The 13933-nt window shown below is 48.6% G+C and carries 17 protein-coding genes; 7 read left to right on the top strand and 10 right to left on the bottom strand.

The genetic code is table 11. The annotated features are described in order from the left end of the window. Window positions 1-6: 6 nt before the first annotated feature. Both pfkB and ACAN55_RS10505 read right to left on the bottom strand, forming a co-directional pair. Entirely contained in the window at window positions 7-951 is a 945-nt protein-coding gene (pfkB, locus tag ACAN55_RS10510; protein ID WP_379131785.1) for a 1-phosphofructokinase, read from the bottom strand. Window positions 952-966: 15 nt separating this feature from the next. After that, window positions 967-1731, bottom strand: coding sequence for a DeoR/GlpR family DNA-binding transcription regulator (locus ACAN55_RS10505; RefSeq protein ID WP_379131782.1), 765 nt, complete (start codon window positions 1729-1731; stop codon window positions 967-969). A gap of 285 nt (window positions 1732-2016) precedes the next feature. On the opposite strand from ACAN55_RS10505, the gene ACAN55_RS10500 reads away from it, so the two are divergent. Then, window positions 2017-2262, top strand: a complete 246-nt coding sequence (locus tag ACAN55_RS10500) for a hypothetical protein (RefSeq protein ID WP_379131779.1) — start codon at window positions 2017-2019, stop codon at window positions 2260-2262. Between the two features lie 40 nt (window positions 2263-2302). On the opposite strand, the gene ACAN55_RS10495 is transcribed toward ACAN55_RS10500, so the two are convergent. Continuing rightward, the gene (locus tag ACAN55_RS10495) at window positions 2303-2524 is read right to left on the bottom strand and encodes a hypothetical protein (RefSeq protein ID WP_379131777.1); all 222 of its coding nucleotides are present in this window, start codon (window positions 2522-2524) and stop codon (window positions 2303-2305) included. Window positions 2525-2667: 143 nt separating this feature from the next. Here ACAN55_RS10495 and ACAN55_RS10490 point away from each other — a divergent pair, with 143 nt between their 5' ends. Beyond that, window positions 2668-3765 carry an AI-2E family transporter gene (locus ACAN55_RS10490; protein ID WP_379131775.1) on the top strand — a complete coding sequence of 366 codons (1098 nt, stop codon included), beginning with the start codon at window positions 2668-2670 and terminating at the stop codon, window positions 3763-3765. 100 nt (window positions 3766-3865) lie between these two features. Here ACAN55_RS10490 and ACAN55_RS10485 read toward each other — a convergent pair whose 3' ends face one another. From ACAN55_RS10485 to ACAN55_RS10470, 4 genes are all read right to left on the bottom strand, one after another. Further along, window positions 3866-4270: a hypothetical protein gene (locus ACAN55_RS10485; RefSeq protein ID WP_379131773.1), complete on the bottom strand. Its 405-nt coding sequence runs from the start codon at window positions 4268-4270 to the stop codon at window positions 3866-3868. Between the two features lie 35 nt (window positions 4271-4305). After that, window positions 4306-4968 (bottom strand): uracil-DNA glycosylase, encoded by a 663-nt coding sequence (ung, locus tag ACAN55_RS10480; RefSeq protein WP_379131965.1) that lies wholly within the window; start codon window positions 4966-4968, stop codon window positions 4306-4308. Window positions 4969-5072: 104 nt separating this feature from the next. Continuing rightward, a complete protein-coding gene (rnhA, locus tag ACAN55_RS10475) occupies window positions 5073-5735 on the bottom strand; it encodes a ribonuclease H (protein ID WP_379131962.1) in 663 nt (220 codons plus the stop codon). 70 nt (window positions 5736-5805) lie between these two features. Then, window positions 5806-6381 (bottom strand): TetR/AcrR family transcriptional regulator, encoded by a 576-nt coding sequence (locus tag ACAN55_RS10470; RefSeq protein WP_379131771.1) that lies wholly within the window; start codon window positions 6379-6381, stop codon window positions 5806-5808. Window positions 6382-6530: 149 nt separating this feature from the next. Here ACAN55_RS10470 and ACAN55_RS10465 point away from each other — a divergent pair, with 149 nt between their 5' ends. Both ACAN55_RS10465 and ACAN55_RS10460 read left to right on the top strand, forming a co-directional pair. After that, window positions 6531-7115, top strand: a complete 585-nt coding sequence (locus tag ACAN55_RS10465) for a hypothetical protein (RefSeq protein WP_379131768.1) — start codon at window positions 6531-6533, stop codon at window positions 7113-7115. An 87-nt stretch (window positions 7116-7202) separates the two neighbouring features. Continuing rightward, window positions 7203-8552, top strand: coding sequence for a metallophosphoesterase (locus ACAN55_RS10460; protein WP_379131765.1), 1350 nt, complete (start codon window positions 7203-7205; stop codon window positions 8550-8552). 42 nt (window positions 8553-8594) lie between these two features. Here the strand turns inward: ACAN55_RS10460 and ACAN55_RS10455 are convergent, their stop codons facing one another. Genes ACAN55_RS10455 through ACAN55_RS10445 form a run of 3 tightly spaced genes read right to left on the bottom strand, consistent with a single transcriptional unit; the run spans window position 8595 to window position 10979 of the window. Continuing rightward, window positions 8595-9698, bottom strand: a complete 1104-nt coding sequence (locus ACAN55_RS10455; RefSeq protein ID WP_379131763.1) for a DNA alkylation repair protein — start codon at window positions 9696-9698, stop codon at window positions 8595-8597. A gap of 59 nt (window positions 9699-9757) precedes the next feature. After that, window positions 9758-10423 carry a hypothetical protein gene (locus tag ACAN55_RS10450; protein WP_379131760.1) on the bottom strand — a complete coding sequence of 222 codons (666 nt, stop codon included), beginning with the start codon at window positions 10421-10423 and terminating at the stop codon, window positions 9758-9760. Window positions 10424-10445: 22 nt separating this feature from the next. Further along, the gene (locus ACAN55_RS10445) at window positions 10446-10979 is read right to left on the bottom strand and encodes a hypothetical protein (RefSeq protein WP_379131757.1); all 534 of its coding nucleotides are present in this window, start codon (window positions 10977-10979) and stop codon (window positions 10446-10448) included. Window positions 10980-11173: 194 nt separating this feature from the next. Here ACAN55_RS10445 and ACAN55_RS10440 point away from each other — a divergent pair, with 194 nt between their 5' ends. The 3 genes from ACAN55_RS10440 (at window position 11174) to ACAN55_RS10430 (ending at window position 13839) form a co-directional block, all read left to right on the top strand. After that, window positions 11174-11392 (top strand): hypothetical protein, encoded by a 219-nt coding sequence (locus ACAN55_RS10440; RefSeq protein WP_379131754.1) that lies wholly within the window; start codon window positions 11174-11176, stop codon window positions 11390-11392. Between the two features lie 143 nt (window positions 11393-11535). After that, the gene (locus ACAN55_RS10435; protein ID WP_379131752.1) at window positions 11536-12057 is read left to right on the top strand and encodes a DUF3231 family protein; all 522 of its coding nucleotides are present in this window, start codon (window positions 11536-11538) and stop codon (window positions 12055-12057) included. Window positions 12058-12171: 114 nt separating this feature from the next. After that, window positions 12172-13839 carry a ribonuclease J gene (locus ACAN55_RS10430; RefSeq protein ID WP_379131749.1) on the top strand — a complete coding sequence of 556 codons (1668 nt, stop codon included), beginning with the start codon at window positions 12172-12174 and terminating at the stop codon, window positions 13837-13839. Window positions 13840-13933 lie beyond the last annotated feature (94 nt).

Genomic DNA, 13933 nt, shown 5'->3' with positions numbered 1-13933 from the left:
CATGCTTTATGCTTCAATTCTTGTGATTCCCACGTCTTGCAAACGCTCTTCAACCTCTTCCGGCCGGCATACTTGTGTCCCGGGCTTGGATGCGGTTACACTTCCCGCAGCCGTAGCCCAGCGAAGCGTCTCCTCAAGTCCGCGCCCGCGCATCAGGCTGGACGCAATGGCAGCAACCATGGAATCTCCGGCACCAACCGTGCTTTCCGGAGTGATCCGAAATGGACGAGCCCGAAGTGCCTTATCCTTGCTGACAGCTATACTTCCTTCCCCGCCCATGGAGACAATCACCCATTCAATCCCCTGGTATATCAATTCTCTGGCTGCCAGCACGATTTCTTCAACTGTGTTAAGCGTAGTTCCAAGCAGTTGCTCCAATTCATGGATATTGGGCTTGATGACATCCGGACAAGCAATCAGGCCATATCGGAGCGCATCTCCATCCGCATCCAGAATGGTCTTTACCCCTTTGCTCTTCGCCGCCTTAATCAACAGGGCATACTCACCGTGCTCGATTCCCGGAGGTACACTCCCGCCCAGAACCAGTATGGATGCTTCCTCCAGCTGCTTCTCTAATGCCTTGTTGAAGAGTGTCCGTTCCTCACGGGAGACGACTCCCCCGCGTTCATTGATCTCGGTGGTTACCTGGGCTGAGCTGTCCACGACCTTCAGATTCATCCGTGTCTCTGCTGCCGTCACGGTAAACGAATGTCGTATTTCTTCACGCTCCAGCCCTTGCAGAATCAAACTTCCATTGTGACCGCCGATGAATCCGGTAGCGATTACATTCTCATGGAAGCCCTTTAGTACTTTAGCAACATTAATTCCCTTGCCTCCTGCATCGATGCGGATATCATCCACACGGTTGAGGCCTCCGACCTCCAGTCCGTTAACGGTAACTGTTTTGTCCAAAGCCGGATTCAGTGTGACTGTGATGACTAATTGGTTCATGCTTACTCTCCCACCTTAGGCCAGCGTTACAGAAACGCCCATTTGTATTATCCCTTGTACAAAATCCTCCGGAGTCTCTGCATCGAAGATGCAGTGATCCATCTCATCCAAGTCAGCCACCTTGCTATAGGAGATTTGACCGATCTTGCTGTGGTCCGCAAGCAGAATAACCTGCTTCGCCACCCGGATCATCTTGCGCTTTGTGGCAGCCTCAAGCATATTAGGCGTTGTAATCCCTTCCTGTAAGTCCATGCCGTTGGTTCCAAGGAACGCTTTGTCTACTCTTACCATTTCCAGGCAGCGTTCGGTCATCGGACCAACAAACGCCATCGTGTCTGGGCGCAGCATTCCGCCTGTAATGGAAACCTCCAAATTTCGGCAGTCCTTCAGCTCATTAAGTACCATGATGGAATTTGTGATTACCTTGATGTCAGAGAACGACTTCAACTCCTTGGCAATTTGCAGAGTGGTTGTTCCCCCATCCAGAAGAATAGCATCACCCGGCTGAATCATTTCCACGGCTTTGCGGGCAATGCGCAACTTCTCATCGAGGAACCGGTCCTCCTTCTCCGAGATCGCTGCCTCGAAGTTCACGCTCTGAAGTGACACAGCACCGCCATGCGTGCGCTTCAACAGTCTGGCTTCCTCCAGTTCCTTCAAGTCTCTGCGTATCGTTGACTCCGATACACCCAGCTCCTGACTCAGCTCCTGCACCGATCCCCTGGAGTGTTTCTCCAAAAACTCTACGATGCTTCTCTTTCTTTCTTCTTCAAACAGCACTGGACCCACTCCTAAAATTCAAATCGCGGCCGGTTCTCTGAACCCGTTACTCTTATCTATGCTAACTTGATCATTTCGTGATCATTATCTTGCTTATTTATGATCAAAGATGATCATTTGTGCTCATTTATGATATTAACAGCGTTTTCATTCTCTGTAAAGCGATTTTAACAAAAAAAATTACCTGCCCAATTAAGCTCGAAATTCTGTCTCAATTGCCTATAGCCCCGGCATCCCTTCACACATAATTTAATACAAGATGATTGAAAAGTGGGTGATGGATGGATGACCAACCAAAAAAACGGAAATTCCAAAAACGGAAATTCCCCGAATGGCAATCCTGTGGAAACAGAGGAGCTAAGCGCAGAGGATTATGCCATCATTGCCGCCGGTCTTACCGCTTTGGGTGATTTATTTGCATTTTTGTCGCTCGTCAAAGCAAGAGAAGTTACTAAGACAACAGGTGGAGAAGCAGGTGGCGGCATGAATCCGGTCGTCTTCCTCCGTTCGAACAAAAAAAGCAGACACTAATGCCTGCTTCTACTCATATATACTTTATAAACGAACCCGATTAGACTGATAACCAGCCGTCTGCTGCGGAGTCCTCCTTACCCAGCGCGGCTCCCGCAAGCTTGTGTGCTGCAGGACCCGCTGTAACGGCAGTATCCGGCAACATACCGAGCCCGACGCCAATTCCCCTGGCTGTGCCATATATCCCGCTGTCCTTCAGAGCCTCAATCGCCAGGGCCGCGTCTGCAGGATGTCCGAAGATCCCGACTGCCAATCTAGTCACTGTGCTTTCCTCTTGTATACTGCGGTATTAACCGCTGTGTCCCCAGAATGAACTGCAGTTGACCTAAAGTCGTTGTACATGAATCAAGCATCCACAATAAGGTTATAAAGATAGCATACCTATAGTCGGAGGGGGTGCTCTAGTTGCTGCAACATAAGTATTTTAGGACAAGCTTCGCCATTATAACGTTTCTGCTCATTCTGTATCTCGGCTCCAAGGTTATGTTTCTGTTCATGCCGCTGCTGGCCATCATCAATCTGCTGCTTGTACCCATGATGCTGTCAGGGTTTATGTATTATTTGCTGCGGCCGCTTGTGGATTATCTGGAGAAAAAGAAATGGAAGAGATCACTGGCAATCCTCCTCATCTATCTCGTATTTATAGGGCTTTTTATCCTGTTTTGGGCCTTGATCTGGCCAACCCTCAGAGATCAAATCGAGAATTTCATCAATAATACCCCTTATCTCGTGCAGGGTATTCAGGACCAGTTCAACCAGTTGCAAAGTAATCCCTTCCTGTCACGTTTCATTAAAGGGGATTCGGACATGATGGCCCGGTTGTCGGAATATCTGAACAATACGATATCATGGGTAACCGATTCCATGTCGAATCTGTTCAGTATTGTTTCCAGTATTGTTCTGGTTATCGCCACACTTCCGATTATTTTGTACTATATGCTGAAAGATGGCCACAAGCTCTCCCCGATAATACAGAGTTTGATCCCGCGGAAATACCGGAAGGAAGGCCAGGAAATGCTCAAGGATATCGATAGTGCATTAAGCGGCTTCATCGTGACCCGCGTTCTATTAAATGTGATCTTGGGAGTTATGCTCTATATCGGCTTCCTGTTCATCGGCCTTCCCTACTCGCTGCTGCTGGCCCTGATCTCCATACCTCTTAATTTCATCCCTTATGTCGGATCGCTGCTTGCTGCGATACCGGTAGTTATTGTAGGGTTTATCGACTCGCCTACCATGGCGCTCTGGGCACTTGTAATTATCGTGTTCGCCCAGCAGATTCAGGACAACGTACTGTCTCCAATTATTTACGGCAAATCGCTGGATGTTCATCCGTTGACTACGGTTCTGCTCGTCCTGATCGGGGGAGATTTCTATGGAATTATCGGAGTATTGATTGCGCTGCCGGTATATATGACCATCAAGATTATTTTTCTGCGCATCTACGAGATTATTGTTGCTGAACGGGAAGTGGAAGACCCCGAGATTCATACGGAAACGTAGACACTTATTCGGCTCACACCATAAAGGCTGACCCAAGTAACCATTTCATGGTTTTTGGATCAGCCTCTTTTTTCAGGTGATAATTATTCCTATCCACAAGTTACCCCCGGAGGGAGCGAACCACAAAGATGTGATTACCCTTCTGGAGATTCTGCCCGTCTGCCAGCGTAACTGCTCCTTTAGTATGGGCGATTATTGTCGTATGGAGCGCAATCAGCTTCTCACCTCTCCAGACAGTGACGGCTGATTTGAAGTATATCGCATTATCAAACTGCCTGCGCTCCCTCATTATATAACCTACGGAATGAAGGACAGGGGGGAATGCCCTTTCCTTGGGGGTCAATGCCTTAATCAGAGCAATGTCGCGAAACGGCACGGCAATCTCCTGATGTCCAATTACAGCCCGTCCAAGCACGGTGTCCCATTTGCGCAGAACACCCTTCATCGTCCTGTACGGCGGTTCACCGCAATACAGAATAACCGGTCTGCCCACCCAATGCTTCATTGCTTCACCTTCTTCCGTTGCTCAAATCTACGTGCTTATTGAATGGACCAATCTATGCCTTTAAGCCCCCGTGACTCCAAAAATGCATTGGCTCTGGTAAACGGCCGGCTCCCTAAGAACCCCCGGTGAGCCGATAGCGGACTTGGGTGCGGTGACTGTATCACCATATGATGATTATGATCGAGAAATGAGCCTTTCTTCTGCGCATGGCTTCCCCATAGAATAAAAACTATCGGTTCGCTCCGCTTATTAAGCTTCTCCATAACGGCATCCGTAAAGGTCTGCCAGCCTAAATCTTTATGAGAATTGGGTTGTCCCTCGCGAACTGTTAAAACTGCATTAAGGAGAAGAACACCCTGCTCCGCCCAATGTACCAGTGAGCCATGACCCGGAATCGGCGCCCCGATATCCTCACTTAATTCCTTATAAATGTTGCGCAGTGACGGTGGAATAGGAACACCAGGCTTCACGGAGAAGCTCAGCCCCTCGGCCTGACCAGCGCCATGGTAAGGGTCCTGACCCAGAATCACAGCCCGTGTCTTATGGTACGGAGTTAGCTTTAGCGCCGAGAAGAGCAGATCCATGGGAGGATACACCATATACTGCTCATATTCTTGTGCCAATGCAGTGTGCAACTCCTTAAAATAAGGCTTCTGTATTTCTTCCGCCAATACCTCGTCCCAATCATTGCCAAACATAATCACTGATCCTCCTGTAATCCCCATTGTGTTCATTCTATACCTCTTATTAACCAATTTATAAGCCCGGAATACATGAGAGACCATGGTCGTGATCGCTGGTTCTACTTCCGACCGTAGTCGGCCTTAATCTCTCCCCACTGCTTCGTCTGCCACTTCAGCAGTTTGTTGTCATAATTGTTGGTCTGAAGCCAATGCACCGCGCGGTCAACAAGGTTCCATATTTCTGCGGTGGACGCGTCCCGCGGCAAAGTAGTCGCCACATTCTTCTGCTTCACCCATTTGATGGCATTGACCGAGTCGCTGTATACAGTCTTGGGGCTGCCCTCTTTCTTTAAAAGAGCCAAGGCATGAACGATGGCAAGGAATTCACCGAGGTTATTAGTTCCTTTGGAGATAGGTCCGCATGAAAAAATCACCTCGCCTGTCCCTGTGTCTACCCCCTTATATTCTACAGGCCCCGGATTTCCCCGGGTTCCTACGTCCACCGAGATACTAAAGTAATCAATCTCCTCAGAGGTCTCCGGCATTGCTGTGCGTTTATAAGAACTGGACTTTGGACTTCCCGCTGCTCCCTTTCCTGCAGCACCTGTGCCCCAATTCCCCTTCCAGCCCGCCTTGAACGCTTCATCAGCCGCCGCCCTGGACTCGTAAGATTTGTATTTAGCTCCGGTGTAATGGTCTGTCTGTGCCTGACATTCCGCCCAACTGCCATACACACCCGGCTGCTTCCCTTCCCATACCACATAATACTTTTGCTTAGCCACGATTACAGCTCCCTGCTGCTTGAAATTTGCCGGATAATTGATCAACATTTCATCCATACTACCTCTATATTCAGTCCAGAATTGACAGTGTTGTCTCCATAATCCGATTCAGCTTTGAGGTATCGCGGGTAGTCTTCACCATTACACGCAATCCGACAAGTGCATTATTTAAATACTCAGACACTAGGGCTTCATCCAGATCTTGCGAAAATTCTCCCGATTCCTGTCCCTTCCGGATAAGTATCCGCAAGAGATTCTCTGTATCGAGCAGACTGTCAGCCACTTTATCAGCTGCTTCCGGGTCATGTTGGGACAACTCTACAGCCGTATTGACAATCAGGCAACCCTTGGGCTCACTTTCGGCCTTATGGATCGTAACTTCAAACAGTTGCCGGATGGCAGACTTCGCGGAGGACTGGTTCTGAGTACGATGCTCCATTACATGCTGCATCGTTTCCTTGTATCGGTCCATCACCTGCATATATAACTTGTGCTTGTCGCCGAAGGTATCATACATGCTTCTTTTATGAATTCCCATATGGTGTACCAGATCCTGCATGGAGGTCTTCTCGTAGCCTTGACGCCAAAATACTTCCATGGCTTTGCCCAGTACAGTATCAACATCAAACTCTTTGCTTCGAGCCATAATTATCCCCCTTTCTATCATTAATTTTAACATTTGTAGAACGAATGGTAAAGATTATATAGGTTATGTGAAGTATATCACATACATTCTGCACCGATCGTTCTATATTAATTTTAAAGCATTTAACAAAACATTCAGGAGGGTTTAAGATGAGAAAGCTTGCAGCAATGGCAGCCGTTTTAATGTTTGTGCTTCTGGTAGGTTGCGGTAATAAGGATAACAACGCCGCTACGAATAATGCAGCAAATCCGGAGGCAACCGCAGGTACCAATGTGGATTCCAATGCCAACGGAAATGCAGACCAGCCGACCGATGCCGTCACCTCGGCTTCTGTAGTCGACAACGAGGAAAACTTCAAGAAAGCAATCAGCAAGGAAGGAACCTGGATCGCAGCAACACTGAAGGATCTTACTTTTACTGAGGATCTTGTCCTGGAAGGCCAATTCATCCACAAAGATGCCCCAGCACGTAAAATTGCTCTTTACACACAAGATGCAGAACATAACATTACAGCCTCCTTCAAACTTACCGCTCCGAAGCTTACAGTACGAAGTGAAAATGCCCGTATACAAGGGGGTACCTTCGTAGGTGATGTATACGTGGAAGCCAACGGTTTTCAAGTTGTGAATGCCACGGTACAGGGCAATGTATACTTCGCGAAGGATGAATATCAAGCCTCGTACAGCGCATCCGATCAAGGTAAAGTAACCGGAGTTACCGAGGTTCAGAAATAAACACACTTCATAAAAGGTGTTCTGAAGTCGATAAGACCTAGGAACACCTTTTTGCGGTTTGTAGTTTTTTTAGAAAAGAGGACAACAATGACAGCTTCCAGACATGTGATCTCAGGCCTGCTCCTTCTGATGATCGTTACCGGCTGTACCAATGCGCAGTCCACGAGCCCCGAATTCCAGATCCAAAGCGGGAAAGAACTGAAGCTTCTGGTTACATCTGATACACATTATTTGGCCAAGAGCCTGAATGACGGCGGGCCTGCATTTCAGAAATTCTCCTCTGGCGGAGACAGCAAGCAGCGATCCTACAGTGATGAACTGATGAGCGCTCTGGAGCTTGATGTGTCACTGCAGAAACCGGATATTACGATCATTAGTGGAGATTTAACGAATAACGGGGAGAAGCAAAGTCATCTGGACATGGCGGATCATCTAAAAGACATCGAGAAGAACAGCGGCACACGCGTGTACGTCATTCCGGGCAATCATGATATCTCCAATCCCTGGGCCAGAAGGTTCAAAGGGGAACGTCAATATATTACGGATACAGTCACACCCAAGGATTTCAAAAAAATATACTCCGCCTTCGGCTATGCCGAAGCCCTGTCAAGAGACTCCCAGTCCTTAAGCTACCTGGCCGCTCCTTCTGAAGAATTATGGCTTCTGATGCTGGATACCAGTCAATACAGCTATAACGGGGAGCTTGGCCATCCGCAGCTGGATGGAAGACTATACCCGGAGACGTTGCGGTGGATTGATGAATGCGGAGAGCGGGCCAGGCAGAACGGTGCGGAGCTTGTAGCCGTAATGCACCATAATCTGACTGACCACAGTGAACTTATTCAAGAGGGGTTCACCATAAATAACAGTCAGGCGGTCGCCGATGTGCTTATGCGAAATGGGGTCCATACGGTATTTAGCGGTCATATTCATATCCAGGATATCGCATATGTGCAAAAGGAAACCGGGCGTATTTATGATATCGCGAGCAGCGCGTTATCTGTCTTTCCTCATCAATTCGGCATACTAAACTATTCTAAATTCAACCATACCATGGATTACAGTACCGCCCGGCTGAATGTGGAGCAATGGGCCAAGACATCCGGTAATAAAGATCCCCATCTGTTAAACTTTAATGCGTACAGCGAAGAAACCTTCGGAGAAGCTTCCTTTGAGCGAAGCTATCAACACTTAAGCGAAGATATGTCGTATTCCGGTTATTCAGAGGAACAACTGCAGGCAATGGCAGAGGTCGTCATGAGACTGAACGAGAACTACTTCGCAGGAAGTGAGAACACGGATAATGCAGCCGTATTAGCCTCGGAAGGGTACCGGTTGTGGAAGGACTCGCCCGCAAGCGGACTTAAAAGTTATGTGGAGCGAATGGCTGAACGGGGTAACAAAAACAACCGTCATCTGCATGTCGAGCTGCCTTAAGGGGCAGCATCGTCATCACGGATGGCGGTTGTTTGTCTATACTTATGGTTGCAATTCAAGATTGGTAACAGCGATCTCCTGCCCGTTGACGACCAAAGCGATCACGTGATTCCCCGGATAGTGGCGCCGGGTAGTTAAATCCGCCCAGCGGTGGTTGCGTGTCCCTCGCAGGACCGAATCTCCGGGTACAGTTTTATCCGAGAGGAGAAATAATTTACGTGAGGTTTTACCTCCCGCCTTGACGAAATCAATTCCGTATTCAACGCGGATATGCACCGGCTCACCTTCACGGATGCGCAAGGCATATTGCAGCTCACAGCTCCCGCCTATGCCAAGAATGGAAGGTTCTGCCGATATGGATGCCGAGGTAACTAGCGGTGCCTCTTCCTCCGATACCGCATAACCAAATAAGGCCATAATGCCGGGTTCAGCTTTACGGATCAGAGTCCGGCACCCATGACGTATAATCCAATCCGTAAAGGGGTGTTCTCCCTTCCAGCGGCTTGCCGTCTGCAGGACAACCTCCGGGTGGTCCTTGGCGATGTCATTCAGGTTATTGGCGACACTCTTGCGCACATACAATGAAGGGTCAGCCTTCAGCATCTTCAGAACAGGCAGAACCGGTGACGGATCTGCTTTGAACATGGGAAGCGCCTGCCCCCACGGCAGACGCGGACGGCAGCCTTCACTCGCAAGCCGCCGGACATGCTCGTCCGGGCTCCCGGCCCAGATTAGCATCTGCGCCATCATCCGCTCCGGCGCACACAGCAGAAACGGCCGCACAGCAAATTCCGCGGATGATCTGGAAGTGAATCTCTCCAGAGCCTGTATAGAAAGCTGCCAATGTTTCTCTTCCTGCCCGAACACTTCTACAAAATCAGGGAAAAACAAATAAGGAAACCCGGAGCACTCATGGTCTATAGCGTAGAGCACCTCCATCGCCGCTTCATATTGCGGCGGTAAATGTGCGCCAAGTGCCAACGTTATTTTGCGCATCCGGCCTTTAAGCTCCAGCTCTTCCCATGATTCATCCACTGCCGTATCTATGAAGCGATCCACATCAAATGACTGGTGTGCGGATCTCACCTTCTCTCCGAATCCGCGGAGAAACTCCTTGTTATACATTGCTTTTAATGGTTCTGCCATGGATTAAGTCTCCTTATATCGATTTGCCTGAACATCGTAACATACTAAACCGGACAACCCTATGTCATCTTAGGGATGGCATCCCATAGTTCAACCTCTCGGGAGTTAAGGTCCAGCACGCGGCTTCTGATATCATTCCGGGAAACATAGACTGGAGCTCCCGTCGCATCAATGCAGTAGGAGATTGGAATCGAAATGCCGCAGTTTCTATAGGAACCATCCGCATGGCTTGTCCCGATCACGAACGTGTTATACTTCACGGCAATGCTTGCGGCTTCATTGATCCAAAGAGCGAACTGCTCATCACTAAACATACCTACCCCGATGGGATGTGCGATGAAATCAAATCTTTCCGCTTGTCCTTCCAGCCCGGCAAGACCTTGAAGCAGCTCCACGCAGAGCAAATAACCGATCGATAAATCCTCCGTCACCACTGTTGAGGGACGATAAAGTTCCCCCTGCATAGGCGACTTCGTACGCTCGAGAATGATCTCTCCGTTAGCGTTAATGATGAGTGCCCGGTCTTTGTTATGTACATCTTTGTAACCTGTAATAATCAGCTTCCTGAACTGCCGGGCCAATCCGCTCAGCTCATGCACTGCATGTTCATCCTGTACATATCCTTCAGGGTACAGCACAGCATCAAATAAATCCGTCCTCTTCATTTCTTCCCTTAACTGAATTAACCCGGCTTCGTGGCAGGGCTGCGATATGAGAATCCTCAAGGTAGTTCCTCCCACTTCTAAATTATTGATTTAGAATTCCAAGGACTTCTTCAATGCTGCTCTTCACCCTTTGGTTTAAAGCTCTTTTATCCTTAAGCTTCAATTGACCCAGTTCATGTCCGGGATCTATTACAAGCGGCTGTGAACTCAGACTTTCGAATATTTCAATTGCACCTTTGCAGGCACGTAACAGCAGCTCTCGGGTAATGGCCTCCTTATGCAGCTTGATGATCTCCACCATTTGGTCTGCATAAATACATCTGACAATGCTGTCTGCGCTCATCAGATTTCGCGCTGCGAAGGCTGCCAGCTTCTCCACGATTTCAGAGGATTGGTAGTTCCGCGATATTAGACGGAGAGAGGTCACCGCATCCCAATCTCGGATCGACAAATCCATGGTATACTTCGCAACCATCTCCGCAAACCACTCGTTCTCTGTTTCTTTGGATACTTCATAACTTTTATATTCGTTTATTTTGCCTGCCCGGTGCATATCAAGAAGATTGCCGTTATAGGCCGTAAATAATTCCCTGGCTTGAGACATGGACTGCTCCATGGGGTTTCACCTCGCTGTTTCATGAACAATACGCTTATCTGTGCTTGAACCTGTCCGCTCCCCTGATTTTGCCATATTCCCCCTCCATTATGCAAAGCGTTTTTCTTGTGCCCCTCTTTCTATTTCATCAAAACATGATAGAATATTGCATAAGATTTTCAGATGATTCCGACAATGAGAACGGAGGAACCTACTTGCCGCATCCCTTACTAAAAAATGCCGATTTCTTAACAGCCGCGCTGTCACAGTCATTCGTATCCGCCTTGCAGCTTGAAGCGGACGGTATGTATTCCCAGGTAGGTGTCGGGCGGGTGGAACAGTATTCCGAGGAATATGTCCGCCTGAAAAGTTACGACGGCTCCGTTTCACACTTCCCACGGGAAGGTACAAAGTTCCAGCTTAAGAAGAGTTGAATGCTTCATAGCCGTGCCGGATGTTTATCAGGGAGACTTCACTTCAGTTAAAGTGAGGTCTCTTGTCGTTAGCTCTACATGGATTCTCCGCTACCCGGACATACTAAATCCGGTAAAAACAAATCCAAAAGGAGCATACAATAATGACTGGAATTCTAGGTGGGAACCCAAAAGACGAACCGATGCATTACGGAGAAATCTTTAGTGTGTGGTCTACTTCGATGGCTGCAAAAGGTCTGGTAGCCTGTTATCAGGTTTATTCAAACCATGCCGGCGACCACGACTTAAAAAAAATGCTGGATGCACTCATCGATCAGGCGAAGCTCGAAATCAGTGAATGTGACAAGCTACTGGAGGACAACGGGATAGCATCCGCTGCGGCCTACCCCAACAAACCTGGGGCTAAACTGGAAGAAATTCCAGCGGGAGCAAGGTTCACCGATCCTGAAATCGCAGCTAAAATTGCCGCAGACAACGCAGTTGGTTTAGTCGCATGCAGCCAGGTAATGGCTCAATGTATCCGTGAGGATATCGGTGCTCTCTTTGGCAAGTACCATGTAACCAAAGCAGCGATCGGGCTTAAAATTCTTCACATGAACAAGAAAAAGGGCTGGCTTATTCCTCCCCCGCTTCAAATCAAGAGACCGGAAACTGTTACTGCCTAAACGTCAGCCCCACTCGCTTGAGTGGGGTTTAATTGTCTTGCCATCCTCCTGATTGGGATAGTCACCTACGATTGTATGCATAATATAGGGGATATTCTACAAGGGGGTATTTCCATGAACATGACGGGGGACAGGCTGTGGATTGCCGCTCTCGGCGGTGTGAATGAAATCGGCAAAAACATGTATATTCTGCAGTATGCTGATGATATCATTGCCATTGATTGCGGTTCCAAATTTCCAGATGAGAGTCTGCTGGGCATCGACCTGATCATTCCGGATGTCAGTTATTTATTGAATAATATAGATAAGGTGCGCGCGCTGGTGGTAACCCACGGACACGAGGATCACATCGGGGGTATCCCCTATTTCCTGAAGCAGTTGAATGTACCTGTCTATGCCACCAAGCTGACGCTGGGATTAATTGAAATCAAGCTAAGAGAGCACGGACTTTTGCGGCAGACTAGCCTGCACTGCATTGATGCAAATTCGACTTTGCAACTGGGGGCTGTTACGACTACCTTCTTCAATACGAACCACAGCATCCCTGATTGCCTCGGAATTGTATTCGATACACCAGAGGGAGTAGTCGTCCACACAGGTGATTTCAAGTTTGATATGACTCCGGTCAACAGACAGTATCCGGATATTCACAAAATGGCCGATATCGGCAAAAAAGGTGTGAAATTTCTGCTCTCGGAGAGCACGAATGCTGAGCGCTCCGGCTTCACCCCTTCCGAAAGAGTTGTTGGTGCTCATATGGTGGAAGCCTTCCAGAAGGCCGATCGGAGAATATTCGTATCCACCTTCGCTTCCAATGTTCATCGTCTGCAGCAGATTGTTGATGCCGCTGAGCTAACTCATCGCAAGCTTGCTCTTCTCGGCCGAAGCATGGTCAATGTGGTTGGGGTGGCACAGGAATTGGGATACTTGCAGATTCCGGAGGGTATGCTTATTGAGCCTGCAGATGCCGCTAAGCTTCCACCGGAGAACGTGGCTATCCTGTGTACCGGTAGTCAGGGTGAGCCGATGGCCGCCTTATCCCGTTTGGCGAATTCGAGCCATCGCATGCTGGAGATCGGAGCCGGGGATACCGTCCTGATTGCAGCCAATCCGATTCCGGGTAATGAGCGTAATGTTGCACGGATCGTGGACAATCTGTACATTCTTGGTGCCAAGGTTATCTACGGATCACGCAGTGAGCTGCATGTATCGGGACATGGCAGTCAGGAGGAGTTGAAGCTCATGCTGACGCTGATGAAACCGGAATATTTCATCCCTATTCACGGGGAATACCGCATGCTTCATCATCACAGCATCATGGCAGAGGCTGTTGGAGTTAAGGAAGAGAATATCTTTATCCTGAAGAACGGGGAGGTTGTGGAATCTTCCGGGGGAGTTGTCCGCCAGTCGGGCCGGATACCTGCCGGGCAGACTCTGGTAGACGGCCTTGGGATCGGCGATATCGGAAATGTGGTGCTCCGTGACCGCCGTCAGCTCTCTGCAGATGGCATTCTGATCACCGTAATCACTCTAAGCCAGAGTGATGGGCGTATACTAGGCACTCCTGACACCATATCCCGGGGGTTTGTATATATCCGCAATTCTGACAAGCTTATGGAAGAGATCAATCAGTATGTCTTGGAAACGCTGGACAAATTGAGTAAGGCGGATCTGGGCCAGTGGAATATTATGAAGCAGACCCTGAAAAATTCACTTGGAAAGTTCCTCTATGAAAAAACAAAACGGCGGCCGATGATTCTGCCGATTATTATTGAAGTCTAACGTATACTGAAACAACAATGGGTGTTCCGGGAGGCCGTGCAGGACCTTCCCAAACACCCTTTTTTGCTTATGGTATGGTGAACTGATCTTGTGT

It is taken from the genome of Paenibacillus oryziterrae, assembly GCF_042610485.1.
In the GTDB taxonomy this organism is placed as follows: Bacteria; Bacillota; Bacilli; order Paenibacillales; family Paenibacillaceae; genus Paenibacillus_AQ.
Note: the sequence above shows the minus strand (reverse complement) of the source record. Positions and strands in the feature narration are given on the sequence as shown.

Excerpts from the sequence above, each read along its gene's own strand:
- pfkB (WP_379131785.1), bottom strand. The coding sequence starts at position 951 with ATGAACCAATTAGTCATCACAGTCACACTGAATCCGGCTTTGGACAAA.
- ACAN55_RS10500 (WP_379131779.1), top strand. The coding sequence starts at position 2,017 with ATGACCAACCAAAAAAACGGAAATTCCAAAAACGGAAATTCCCCGAAT.
- ACAN55_RS10485 (WP_379131773.1), bottom strand. The coding sequence starts at position 4,270 with ATGAAGCATTGGGTGGGCAGACCGGTTATTCTGTATTGCGGTGAACCG.
- ung (WP_379131965.1), bottom strand. The coding sequence starts at position 4,968 with ATGTTTGGCAATGATTGGGACGAGGTATTGGCGGAAGAAATACAGAAG.
- ACAN55_RS10470 (WP_379131771.1), bottom strand. The coding sequence starts at position 6,381 with ATGGCTCGAAGCAAAGAGTTTGATGTTGATACTGTACTGGGCAAAGCC.
- ACAN55_RS10465 (WP_379131768.1), top strand. The coding sequence starts at position 6,531 with ATGAGAAAGCTTGCAGCAATGGCAGCCGTTTTAATGTTTGTGCTTCTG.
- ACAN55_RS10460 (WP_379131765.1), top strand. The coding sequence starts at position 7,203 with ATGACAGCTTCCAGACATGTGATCTCAGGCCTGCTCCTTCTGATGATC.
- ACAN55_RS10455 (WP_379131763.1), bottom strand. The coding sequence starts at position 9,698 with ATGGCAGAACCATTAAAAGCAATGTATAACAAGGAGTTTCTCCGCGGA.
- ACAN55_RS10445 (WP_379131757.1), bottom strand. The coding sequence starts at position 10,979 with ATGGAGCAGTCCATGTCTCAAGCCAGGGAATTATTTACGGCCTATAAC.
- ACAN55_RS10435 (WP_379131752.1), top strand. The coding sequence starts at position 11,536 with ATGACTGGAATTCTAGGTGGGAACCCAAAAGACGAACCGATGCATTAC.
- ACAN55_RS10430 (WP_379131749.1), top strand. The coding sequence starts at position 12,172 with ATGAACATGACGGGGGACAGGCTGTGGATTGCCGCTCTCGGCGGTGTG.